10 protein-coding genes are annotated in these 12,465 nt (G+C 41.8%); 3 read left to right on the top strand and 7 right to left on the bottom strand.

Annotation, left to right across the window (positions count from 1 at the left end; genetic code table 11):
* Positions 1-188 precede the first annotated feature (188 nt).
* A complete protein-coding gene (locus KS419_RS24470; protein WP_217069727.1) occupies positions 189-1,367 on the bottom strand; it encodes an acetyl-CoA C-acetyltransferase in 1,179 nt (392 codons plus the stop codon).
* Between the two features lie 284 nt (positions 1,368-1,651).
* Positions 1,652-3,724 carry a (Fe-S)-binding protein gene (locus KS419_RS24465; protein ID WP_217069729.1) on the bottom strand — a complete coding sequence of 691 codons (2,073 nt, stop codon included), beginning with the start codon at positions 3,722-3,724 and terminating at the stop codon, positions 1,652-1,654.
* A gap of 250 nt (positions 3,725-3,974) precedes the next feature.
* Here KS419_RS24465 and cls point away from each other — a divergent pair, with 250 nt between their 5' ends.
* Positions 3,975-5,183: a cardiolipin synthase gene (gene cls / locus KS419_RS24460; RefSeq protein ID WP_217069726.1), complete on the top strand. Its 1,209-nt coding sequence runs from the start codon at positions 3,975-3,977 to the stop codon at positions 5,181-5,183.
* Positions 5,184-5,440: 257 nt separating this feature from the next.
* On the opposite strand, the gene KS419_RS24455 is transcribed toward cls, so the two are convergent.
* The 3 genes from KS419_RS24455 to KS419_RS24445 all read right to left on the bottom strand — a co-directional run bounded on the left by KS419_RS24455 (position 5,441) and on the right by KS419_RS24445 (position 7,675).
* Positions 5,441-6,163, bottom strand: coding sequence for an amino acid ABC transporter ATP-binding protein (locus tag KS419_RS24455; RefSeq protein ID WP_217069725.1), 723 nt, complete (start codon positions 6,161-6,163; stop codon positions 5,441-5,443).
* Positions 6,163-6,834: an amino acid ABC transporter permease gene (locus KS419_RS24450; RefSeq protein WP_217069724.1), complete on the bottom strand. Its 672-nt coding sequence runs from the start codon at positions 6,832-6,834 to the stop codon at positions 6,163-6,165. The genes KS419_RS24455 and KS419_RS24450 overlap by 1 nt, the downstream gene beginning before the upstream one ends.
* A gap of 100 nt (positions 6,835-6,934) precedes the next feature.
* Positions 6,935-7,675, bottom strand: a complete 741-nt coding sequence (locus KS419_RS24445; protein ID WP_217069723.1) for a glutamine ABC transporter substrate-binding protein — start codon at positions 7,673-7,675, stop codon at positions 6,935-6,937.
* A 362-nt stretch (positions 7,676-8,037) separates the two neighbouring features.
* Here KS419_RS24445 and KS419_RS24440 point away from each other — a divergent pair, with 362 nt between their 5' ends.
* Positions 8,038-8,286 (top strand): hypothetical protein, encoded by a 249-nt coding sequence (locus tag KS419_RS24440; protein WP_217069722.1) that lies wholly within the window; start codon positions 8,038-8,040, stop codon positions 8,284-8,286.
* Positions 8,287-8,394: 108 nt separating this feature from the next.
* On the opposite strand, the gene KS419_RS24435 is transcribed toward KS419_RS24440, so the two are convergent.
* Entirely contained in the window at positions 8,395-9,240 is an 846-nt protein-coding gene (locus tag KS419_RS24435; protein WP_217069721.1) for a nitrilase-related carbon-nitrogen hydrolase, read from the bottom strand.
* A 411-nt stretch (positions 9,241-9,651) separates the two neighbouring features.
* Here KS419_RS24435 and KS419_RS24430 point away from each other — a divergent pair, with 411 nt between their 5' ends.
* Entirely contained in the window at positions 9,652-11,598 is a 1,947-nt protein-coding gene (locus tag KS419_RS24430) for a heavy metal translocating P-type ATPase (protein WP_217069728.1), read from the top strand.
* Position 11,599: 1 nt separating this feature from the next.
* On the opposite strand, the gene KS419_RS24425 is transcribed toward KS419_RS24430, so the two are convergent.
* Entirely contained in the window at positions 11,600-12,391 is a 792-nt protein-coding gene (locus KS419_RS24425; RefSeq protein WP_217069720.1) for an alpha/beta fold hydrolase, read from the bottom strand.
* Between the last annotated feature and the right edge of the window lie 74 nt (positions 12,392-12,465).

The raw sequence follows: 12,465 nt of genomic DNA, 5'->3' as shown, positions 1-12,465 counted from the left end.
TTAGTAGCCGGTGTAATAGTCCTCAAACAAGTCTTTAAAAGGGCAAAACCCGCCCTTTTAAATCTATTCCAGTCGCTCCGCCTCACTGCACGCACGTTAAGAGAAATTCACTCCTAACGCGCTTAATAGATGGCAGTGGTTCCGCTTAGTAGCCGGTGTAGGAAAAAATCAAAAAACATGATTTTTTCCTACACCTCTATCATCACTGCATCTCCTTGGCCGCCTCCGCTGCATATTGCTGCTACACCAATTCCTCCGCCACGGCGCTTCAACTCATACGCCAGCGTCAGGATGATCCTTGTACCACTCGCCCCGATCGGATGCCCCAAGGCTACCGCGCCGCCATTCACATTTAACTTCGCCGGATCCAACTCCGCAATTTGTCCGCTCGCCAAAGCTACGGCCGCGAATGCTTCATTCACTTCAAACAAATCAATCTCTGAAAGCGACTTCCCGCTCTTCTCCAACAATTTATTTATCACAAGACCCGGTGTTTTCGGAAAATTCTCCGGCTCAACCGCGACTTGGGCATGCCCGATAATTGTTGCCAACGGATCCAATCCGCGCCCTTTCGCTTTATCTTCGCTCATCAGCACCACTGCCGCTGCCCCGTCATTCACCCCAGGCGCGTTCCCTGCCGTAATCGTTCCATCCTCACCGAAAACCGGCCGTAATTTTGCCAACCGCTCCACCGTTGTATCCGCGCGCGGCGACTCATCATCCTTCACCACAACTGGATCACCTTTCCGCTGTGGAACTTCCACTGGTACAATCTCTTCAACAAACTTTCCATCCTGAATCGCTGCTACCGCCTTTTGATGACTTCCGAACGACCACTCATCCTGTGCTTCCCGAGTTATGCCACATTCTGCCGCAACACCATTTCCGTAACTCCCCATATGCACACCTGTAAACGTACATGTTAACCCATCATGAACCATCATATCGTGAAATTTCTGTTCCCCCATCCGGAACCCAAACCTTGCCCCTTTCACAAAAAACGGAGCCTGGCTCATGGATTCCATTCCACCGGCGACAACTATCTCCTGCTCCCCCGCTCGGATCAAGATGTCCCCTAACGTCACACTGCGCATCCCTGACGCACAAACTTTATTGATGGTTTCTGTTTCCACTTCCCAAGGAATCCCTGCCTCATGCATCGCTTGACGTGACGGCAACTGCCCTTGGCCCCCTTGAAGCACTGATCCCATAATTACATGATTAATATCCTCCCCTTCCAGATTCGCCCGCCTCAATGCCTCCTTGATCGCTATTCCCCCTAGTTGTGATGCTGTGAAACTTGACAACTTTCCTCCCATCTTTCCGATAGGTGTTCTCGCTCCGCTTACAATGACAGTTTTCCCCATTCTTCATCCTCCTTGTTTTCGTTTTGCCCCAAATGACAAACTACTTTTCTTGAAAAAAATAGTGATAATTACCAAAATTAGTGATTGAACGAACGCTCGCTCAGTCATTTTGTACAAGGTTTTAAAGCGCTTTCAAATACTGCCACTTTTATTGACTCTAACTACCTTTTCACAAACCTTGTACGACATGAGCCTATGTTACATATCTATTCGAGCGCCCCATGAATCATACGAGGCACTCGAATATTTAGAATATTCTTTTACTTACTTAATATTTCATTTCGTCACGCAGATTCAGAATCCTCTTTTCCTACTAAAGATTTTTCCAATATTTCTACAATGTCTAACGTTTTAACCTCTTCTTCTACTTCCTTCGCCTTCGTTCCATCACTCAACATCGTTAAACAATACGGACAGGCACTTCCGATAACAGAAGGAGTTACGGTAAGGGCTTGCTCTGTACGCGCTTCATTGACACGTGTTCCTGTATCCTCTTCCATCCACATCATTCCTCCACCAGCTCCACAGCACATACCATTTTCCCGATTCCGTTCCATCTCCACTAGTTTCACTCCAGGGATGGCTTTTAAAATTTCCCTTGGTGCGTCGTATACATCGTTATATCTGCCTAAATAACAGGAATCATGATAGACGATCGTTTCATTAACTTCTTTAGTGGGCTTAATACGTCCTTCCCGAAGCCACTCAAAAATAAGTTCCGTATGGTGGAATACTTCAGCTTCCAATCCAAAATCGGGATACTCATTTTTAAACGTATTATATATATGCGGGTCTGTTGTAATGATCTTTTTCACACCATTTTTCTCAAACTCTTGGATGTTTGCTGTGGCAAGCTCCTGGAATAAAAATTCATTGCCAATTCGCCTCGGAGTGTCACCAGAATTCTTTTCCTTGTTTCCTAGAATGGCAAACTTAATTCCAGCTTGATTCATGATTTTTGCTAATGATTGGGCAATTTTTTGGCTTCGATTATCGAAGGATGCCATGGAACCTACGAAATAAAGGTACTCGAACTCTTCGCCACGCTTCTTTAATTCCTTAATTGTAGGTACATCAATATCATCCCGGCCATCGCGCCAATTTTCCCGCTCTTTCCGATTAATTCCCCAAGGATTTCCTTGCTTTTCTATATTTTTAATTGTTCGCTGTGCTTCTGTATCCATCTTTCCTTCCGTTAGGACAAGGTAACGTCGCATATCCATTATTTTATCCACATGTTCGTTCATGACAGGACATTGATCTTCACAGTTGCGGCATGTTGTACAGGCCCAGATTTCCTCTTCTGTGATGACCTCCCCAATAAGGCTTACATCATATGGATCAACTGCTGTTGCAGCGGCAGCTAGCTGATTACCCTTTGTATGATTAAAGGCAAACGTTGGCATCCATGGTTTTCTGGAGGTGACAGCAGCACCTTTTTCTGTGAGATGATCGCGCATCTTAACGATGAGGTCCATTGGAGATAACATTTTACCTGTTCCTGTTGCAGGACACATATTAGTACAACGGCCACATTCCACACAGGCATAGAGATCAAGAAGCTGCTTATGATCGAAATCTTCAATTTGATTTTTCCCAAACTTCTCTGCATCTTCATCTTCAAAATTAATCGGTGTCAGTTGACCTTTTTTATGTGTTGGGCCAAGCCAAACATTTGCTGGACCTGCGATCAAATGGGCGTGTTTAGATTGCGGAATATACACCAAGAAAATGAGTAGAAACAACAAGTGCATCCACCAAAACACAAAAAACATGGCTCCTGCTGCAGTTGCTCCGATCCCAACGAAAGCGGTTGCAATAACTGAGGCAATAGGTTCAAAACCAGTCGCACCTTTATCTAACCAAACCATTTCCATTCCTTTTGCAAAAAGCTTGGAGATCATAAGACCTCCGATAAAAATAAGGACAAGTCCCGCTTTAAAATTACGTTTCAACCTCACAAGCTTTTCCACGTAGCGGCGGTGGAAGGCCCATAAGACTGCTATCAGTATCATGACCACAACAATTTCCTGAAAGAATGTAAAATACGGGTAAACAGGTCCTAACGGGAGATGTGACTCTGGCGCTAGACCTTTCCAAATAACATCAATGGCACTGAACTGTACCAACAAGAAACCATAAAAAAGCATAACGTGAATAATTCCACTTTTTTTATCCTTCAGCAGTTTTTTCTGTCCGAATACCATAACCCAAATGGCTTCCCAGCGCTCTTTCAAGGTGAGATGAAATTCAGCTTTTTGGCCAAGTTTGATATACTCTATTCTTGTTTTCACCAATGTTCCAAATAAATAAAGGGCGTATCCTGTTACAGCAATGAACATCATCCAGTTAATCATAATTGGTTCCACGTAAAATTCCCCTTTCTGTCTTTGCTAAACCACGTATTTTCACCAAATTCTGAATATAATCATAATTTAGTTATCATTATAGCATATATTTTAGTGAATGAGTATTCATTCAGAATAACTATTTTTAAGATTAGATTCCGAATATTTCGGGAATAACATCATTTACTCGAATTGCGTAAAAATGCATTTTTAGGGATAGTCTACTTAATAAGATCATTCTTTCACTGGAGGGTTTTCTTTGTTTCTTTTGACTTTGTTTATCATCTTGTTTCTTCTCATTGCCTGGATGGCAATAGATATTTGGCTCGGTTCAAAAAAACATCAGTCTGCCATAAAACCTTACAAAGAAGCCCCAATAAGACAAAGTAATGCACAATTTTTTTCCCAGGGAGATAGATTGTTTGATGATCTTTTTAAAGAAATTTCGCAGGCAACAAACCATATCCATATGTATTTCTATATTTTTCGCGATGATCATATCGGAATGAAAATGTTAACTAATTTAATGAAAAAATCGAAGCAAGGAGTTACTGTAAGGCTAGTAGTAGATTGGGTCGGCTCAAAAATTTCCCGCCGTTCATTGAAACAACTGAAAGATGCTGGGATATCTTTTGCCAAAGCAAATCCCCCGTCGTTTCCATATCTCTTTTATACGTTAAATGAGAGAAACCACCGAAAAATTACCGTTATTGACGGGAAAACAGCTTATATTGGCGGATATAACGTAGGGGATGAATATTTAGGCCGCGATCCGAAAATGGGACCGTGGCGGGATTATCATTTGAAGCTACAGGGAGAAGCGGTTTATGATCTGCAAAAACAATTTCTTTATGATTGGCAGCGTGCCTCAAAATCCAAAATCTCCCCCGAAAAGGAAAGCCTGTATTATCCACCGTTGCCACAAGGTCCTTTGAAGGTTCAAATTGTTCCAACCAATGGGGCACACGCGAAAGAAACCATCATGTCTTTAATTCACAGGGCAAAGAAATCGTTAATGATCGGAACTCCATATTTCATTCCTGGAGCAGATATGCGTGATGCGATCATTGATTTGGTGAAAAAAGGGGTGAGGGTTAAAATATTGATTCCCAAAGAACCTGATCACCCTCTTGTTAAAGATGCTGCCATCCCTTATTTTAAGTCCCTCTTAGAGGCAGGAGTTGAAATCCGGCAATTTTACAAAGGATTTTATCATTCAAAAGTTATTGTAATTGATGATGACATTGTGGATATCGGAACAGCAAACTTTGATAAGCGAAGCTTTCATCTCAACCACGAAGTTAATTGTATCATCTCCGATGAACAGTGGATTCGACAGGTGAAGGATGAGATAGAGGTTGATTTTTACCAACATGGGGAAAAAATTACAATGGATTTATTGGATAATAGGACCTTGCTAGACAAAACGAAGGAGAAATTGGCTACGACGATCTCCCCACTTCTCTAACTAATGTCATAAAAGGGCGCTTGCGCTTTTCTTAAAAGATTAGAAAGTATAAGTTTTGGCACCTTCGGGCAAGTTGTCTAGCTCCAGCGCCTACGGGCTCGGATCACTTCAGGCCTTTTCGGAAGCCAAAAAGCGGCTTCTTTCAAAGTCCTTCCAGTGACTTTCGCCCGTGACCAAGGCGCTTGCGCTTTTCTTATACTCAATAAAAGGCTTCAAAAATCTGTTCTAATGAACGGACTTTTGGAGCCTTCTAAAAGCTAAAGCACTTTACTTAAGAACGTTTGTGTTCGAGGGTTTTGTGGATTATCAAAGATTTCACTTGGAGTACCTTCTTCCATAATCTTTCCCTCATCCATGAAGATCACCCGGTCGCCCATTTCACGGGCAAATCCCATTTCATGGGTTACTACGATCATGGTCATCCCTTCTTTAGCCAGGTCCTTCATTACCTCCAGAACATCCCCAACTAACTCAGGGTCAAGAGCTGAAGTTGGCTCATCGAATAACATGACTTTTGGACTCATCGCTAATGCCCGTGCAATCGCAACTCTCTGCTTTTGTCCACCAGACAGACTGGCGGGATATACATCGGCCTTATCAGACAAACCAACTTTTTCCAATAGCTGAGTTGCCAGTTTGTTAGCCTCTTCTTGATTCATATCCTTCACTTTTATAGGTCCCAATGTGATATTTTCCCGCACCGTTTTATGTGGGAAGAGGTTAAAGTGCTGAAAAACCATTCCCACTTGAGACCGCAGCTTATTAATGTTTAACTTCGGATCTGTTAAACTTTCCCCATCAATAACTACTTCCCCTGAAGTAATATCTTCTAATCTATTAATGCATCGGAGAAATGTACTTTTTCCTGAACCTGAAGGTCCGATGACGCAGACCACTTCTTTTTCCTGGACTTCCGCATTAATCCCTTTCAGAACTTCTAAGTCCCCAAATGATTTATGCAAATCTGTTACCTTAATCATTAGACATCTAACCTCCGTTCAATAGCACGCAATATGAGCATCGCTGGAATCGTGATGACTAAGTAAGCTAAGCTGAGCATCACATAAGGCTCGAACGTAACAGCCGTGGAACTAACATACTGACGTAATAAGAATGTCACTTCCCCGACGGATATGATTGCAAAAATGGATGTATCCTTTAAGCTGATTATAAATTGGTTCCCTAAAGGGGGAATCATTCGTTTAAACGCTTGCGGCCAAATGATATACCTCATCGTCTGACTTGAACTTAATCCGATGGAGCGTCCCGCTTCCTTTTGCCCTTTATCAATGGATTCAACACCACCACGGACAATTTCAGCGATATAAGCACCTGCATTGACTGCGATGGCAATAATACCTGCTGTTACTGCCTGAAAATTAATACCAAAAGATTGTGATATGGCAAAATAAAGAAATAAGGCCTGTACAAGAATTGGGGTCCCGCGTATTAACTCTATATAAACGGTTGCAACTCCATAAATAATTTTATTCTTTGATAATCGAGCAAATCCAGCTAAAGCTCCAATGATAAAGCCAAAGAAAACACCCACAAATGTAATATAAAGGGTGAGAGCCAAACCACGCCGGATAAATGGAAGTGTATTTCCCCAGTGGGGGCTGTTTATTAAATCTATTAAACCATCAAACATTCTATGAACCTCCTACCTGCACATTAGAAAACTAAAGCGCAACAAGCTGCTCACCCGTTGCGCTTTAATTGTTATTCTGTACACTGATGTTAGTTAATTATTATGGTCTTTCACCAAACCATTTTTCGTAAATGTCACCATATGTTCCATCTTCTTTCATTTCTGCTAATGCTTCGTTTACTTGTGCCCTTAATTCAGAATCAGCCGGGAATGCAATTCCATATTGTTCCCCTGTTAATAGGTCACCTACTGTTTTCATTTCTCCAAGTGCTTCTGTTTCAATGTAGTACAATACGTTCGGAACATCATAGATAACTGCATCTACACGTCCTGCAATTAAGTCTTGATAAGCATTAACAATATCTGGGAATAGACGCACTTCTGCATCCGTGTTTTCTACTAAATAATCTTCACTAGTTGTTGCAGCACGAGTTGCCACCGGACGCCCATCCACATCATCAATGGATTGAATTTCTTCTTCGTCGGCACGAACTGCTAATACTAGACCAGCATCATAGTAAGGATCAGAGAAATCAAATACTTTTGCTCTGTCCTCTGTAATTGTCATCCCAGCAATACCAATATCATATCTGCCAGTTTCCATACCTGCTAAAATGCCATCAAACTCTACTACTTCAAGATTAATTTCGAACCCGACTCTATCAGCAATTTCATAGATTAGGTCGATATCGAACCCTTCCATTTCACCAGTTTCTGTGTTCATGAATTCAAACGGCACGTAGTTCGTGTCCGTTGCAACTGTCACTTCGTCATCACCACAGGCAGCTAGAAGTGAACCCATAAGTACTAATGCAAAAAATAAGCCAACTAATTTCTTCACTATTCATTTCCCCCTTTTTTTTATGTAGAGATCTTTTTGTGTTAAAATAACGTAAATATTTAAAATATTTGTAACGTTATTTTAATATAAAAAATTCTCACTACAGACTATGATACACAACTTGTTCATTCTCTGCAAATAATAAATATAACTTTTTTCAAAATTCTATTAAATTTATAGAGCTAACAGCCTGACTATAAACCTATATTCCATAAGGCTTTATTATATTCCCTTAATCTATCAATCTCAAACCTATTTTTAAAATTGTATTTATATGCGTATTTTTAGTATGAGATTCCTTTATTGAAGGTTAATACTATTGAAGTGAGCGGTTCTAAAACGGATCAGAATGGGGGATTCAAATGTTTCTTGTCAATTTAGTTGAATATCTTTTATCCAGTAAAAAAGCACTCGTTTACACCACGTTTAAAATGGAAGATTACTACAAGGCCACAGATAAGTTAAAGGCCGCTGCCATCAAGTATCGAATTGTCTGTGATTCTAATCGTCCTCCGAATTCCATTTCATCTGGCTCAGGCAGTGACATCTATAAGATCTATGTAAAGAAAAAAGAAAAGGAGAAAGCACAATTAGTGATTCACAAAAAATAATTTTTCGAAGGTGCAAAAACTTATAGAATCTTAACTTTGAACAAAACTTCCACCATCAATCAACCACCTCTTACCCGGCATCCATACAATCAATTGATTCCGTTTTTATTAGGCTCCTTTTATCTTCCCCGTTTTCACTTTTCCCCCTGGCGTTAATTCCAATGGATAATCACGGAGATAAGGGATAGTATCCCTTACCGTTGATAGAATCTCTGGATTTATCTCCCCGTAAATGATCTCTTCCCCCGTAAGTGATGCTTCAGCTTTCAGCCGCCCATCGGGACCTAAAAACTTACTTTTTCCACAAGCACCTTCTCCTACGGTATTAACTCCGAGCACATACATGCCATTATCTAAAGCCCTTGCAGGAAGTTGTATATCCCAGCGATGTTGAGCTTCCACACTCCAGACAGATGGGACAACAAGTAGATCTGCCCCACGGAGTGCAGCCAGCCTTGCAGGCTCTGGAAATTCAATATCATAGCAGATTAGAACAGAGATTTTTCCAATCGATGTATTAAAAATGGGATATTCTATAGGTCCTGGAGAAAATGTTCCCCGTTCCGCACCCCAAAGCATAGATTTTCTGTATACACCCTTCAGTTCCCCGTCGCTATCAATGACAGCGGTTGAAATAAAGATGGATTCCCCGGCTTCTTCCTCCCCAAGTATCATTGGGGACTTTCCCCGTTCCGGAAAAGGGATGATTAATACGACACTAAGCTCCCTCGCCATCTGCCGAAACATAGTGACCGTTTCCCCATCTGGCGTTTCTCCTAACTCCCGAAACAACTCCGTTCCAATGCCATATCCTGTAACCCAAAGTTCTGGTAACGCAATAAGTTTTGCCCCTGCAGCAGCAGCTTCTTTTACTTTTTCAACAGCATGAAGTCTATTTTTTTCCACCGAGCCTTTCTCTGATCGCAATTGAATAGCCGCTACCTTGTTCTTCACGATTAGCCATCCCCTTTCTTGACTTGAATGGTTAGTAGCCATGTAAAACACAGATACGTACTTACATTCCCGCTAATATTATTTCATTTATACGGGAAGGAGAAGAAATTTGCAACCCTATTTCCTATACTATTTTCGTTTGACTTTTGTGCCAATAGGGTATAAGTTATTTGTAACAACTAATGCCTAATAGGCATATATATGTACAGAGCACCTCCCGTTTTACGAGAGTGCGCTAAATGAATAGATTCACCTCCAAGCATTTATTTTTCTTGCTGTCACCGATTCAACGGTGGCAGCATTTTCTGCTTTTTAAGGGTATTGATGATGATTCTAATTCTCAAATAAGAAATGATGATCTACACATAAAAGACCTCTAATTAACCATTTTCCTAAAGGAGTTGAAGAATGATGGAAAGGAACGATGGCTTATCCACTAACCAATCTTTTGTTGAAAAAAGCCGTCATGGGACTATCTCGAACATATCTAATCACCGTGAATTAATTTTTTCCCTGCTAGGGGGGGCATTTCTTCTCATTGGCTATATTGTGGAGCAAAGCATGATACCAAGTTCAGCTGCTACTATTTTATACTTATTGTCTTATGTCATTGGCGGCTATTATAAGACGAAGGAAGGGTTGCTTGATCTTATAAAGGAACACTCTCTTAGTGTGGAGATTCTCATGATTCTCGCAGCCATCGGTGCCGCCTCCATCGGCTACTGGAATGAAGGGGCGATACTTATATTTATCTTTTCATTGAGTGGTGCACTTGAGACTTACACGTGGCAAAAAAGTGAGAAAGACATATCCGCCCTTGTTCAAATGGCACCTGCCGACGCAAATCTAATCGACGAAAAAACTGGAGAAATTCATACTGTCCCGATTGATGACATCCAGATCGGCAACCACGTTCTTATTCGCCCAGGAGAGAGTATCCCCGTAGACGGGATCGTCCTTTCTGGAGAGACCACAGTGGATGAATCCACTTTAACAGGAGAATCAGTTCCTGTGACTAAGATTACCTCCAGCCACGTTTTTAACGGTACGATTAATGGAACAGGTTCTATAACGGTGGAAGTGACGAAAGAGAATCACGACTCCCTTTTTCAAAAAATGATTCAGCTTGTCCAGCAAGCCAAATCCGAACGCCCCCCCACTCAGCAGTGGATCGAAAAAATAGAAGGTCCATATGTTATTATCGTTCTCGCCATGGTTTGCCTGATGCTCTTCATTCCGTACACCATGCTAGGGTGGACATTTGAAGACACCTTTTATCGAGCAATGGTCCTTCTAGTCGTGGCATCCCCCTGTGCCGTCGTAGCTTCCGTGATGCCCGCCCTCCTGTCAGCCATCTCTACCGGCGCCAGAAACGGCGTTTTAATGAAAGGGGGTATCTACCTGGAGCAACTCTCCAAAGCAAACGTCATCGCCTTCGACAAAACCGGAACGATTACAGAGGGCGCACCGGATGTAACAGACACACTCGTTGTTGAAGACATGACGAGAGATCAACTTTACTCTGCGGTTGGCGCGATTGAGCAACAGTCTAACCATCCTTTGGCAAAAGCAATTTATAAGTTTTGCCAGAAAGAATCAAGGGGGGAACTCCCGGAAGTACTAACTATTGAGGATGTAATTGGATACGGAGTTCGTGCAGAAATTGCTGGTCAACAATGGTCCCTTGGGAGCATCGCTTTCATGAATCGTTCTAATAGTATTCCTGTTCCTCCTGATTGGAAAGACTGGGAACGTTTACGCCAAGGAGAAGGAAAAACCATTGTATATGCAGCAGTGGATGGGGAAATTGCCGGTGCCTTTGCCATTAAAGATCAAATCCGTAAAAATGCTTCAGCAACAATACAGAAGTTAAAGGAGATGGGATTAAAAACGGTGATGATTACCGGTGATCACGAAACAACTGCTAGATCCATTGCCAAGGAAGCCGGTGTCGATGAGTGGATTTCCGAATGTCTACCTGAGCAGAAAGTAAGAGAAGTGGACCACCTGAAAGAAAAATATAAATCAGTGATCATGGTTGGAGACGGTGTGAACGATGCCCCCGCCTTGGCAAAAGCCGATATTGGAATTGCCATGGGATCTGGAACAGACGTTGCCATTGATACAGCGGATCTTGTTCTCATGAAAAGTGAACTGGATAAAATCCGGTTGTCACTCCGTCTATCGAAACGTTTAAACCGAATTGTGAAACAAAATTTAGCTTTTTCCATATCAGTGATCATTCTTCTCATTATTGGGAACTTCTTTCAGCAAGTCACCCTCCCCCTCGGCGTCATTGGCCACGAGGGAAGTACGATTCTCGTGATATTAAATGGTTTACGATTACTAAAACCCTAGCTTATGTATAGCTAGGGTTTTCATATTCATGAATAAAATTCTTTATGATCTGATTTAAGGCACTTCCTTTTTTTGTTGGTGTTTGGTGAGCAACACTCCCCACCAAAATCATCGTTACAGGACCTTGGACATATTTTTTAAAAAGGTGGCGGTAGTGGTGAACATAATCATCCCGTTCTCCATAGATCAGGAGGACAGGGCATGTTATTTGACGTAGCCTGTCCGTAGAAACATAATTGAGTCCCATACGATAATATTTTTCCAATATCTCTGGAGATGTCTGTTTGATATAAGAAGAAAGTTGATACATTTTGAAAGGGTTCCATTCATGTGCCCCCGCTAACACATTGGAGACGAGGTTCATCATCTTATTCCTTGTTGCCCAGATTCCTAACTTAAATTCGTTCCTCAACAGAATACTATTCACCTCTGAAAAACTTCCGAGCAGGACAACCCCTTTGATTCTTTCCGGGAACTTAATCGCTAATTCTTGCACAACAGATCCCCCATTAGAGTATCCACAAGCATATGTCTCTTGTATTCCACAGTTATCAAGAACTCGGACAACGTCTTCTGCCAGCGTTCCCATTGAAAATGGCTGATCATCCATACCACTTCGGCCATTTCCCCTCAAATCTACGGCAACGACAGTAAACCGTTTTTTCAGCTCTTCTTTTTGACGTCGAAACGTAAGGTGTCCCATTCCAGGGGGATGGACAAATACGATAGCAGGTCCCCTTCCTTCCACTTCGTAATATATCCTAGCTTTGTTATCTTCCACCGTCCATGGCATTTTAATCACCTTCATCTAAATGTTGGATTTCGTGTCATTAGTGTTCGCGAATACGATAGGAATCATGCCCTTTT

It is taken from the genome of Evansella tamaricis (genome assembly GCF_019042215.1).
GTDB classification, from domain to species: Bacteria; Bacillota; Bacilli; order Bacillales; family Salisediminibacteriaceae; genus Evansella; species Evansella tamaricis.
The sequence above is the reverse complement of the archived record's forward strand: the minus strand, read 5'-3'. Positions and strand labels throughout refer to the sequence as shown.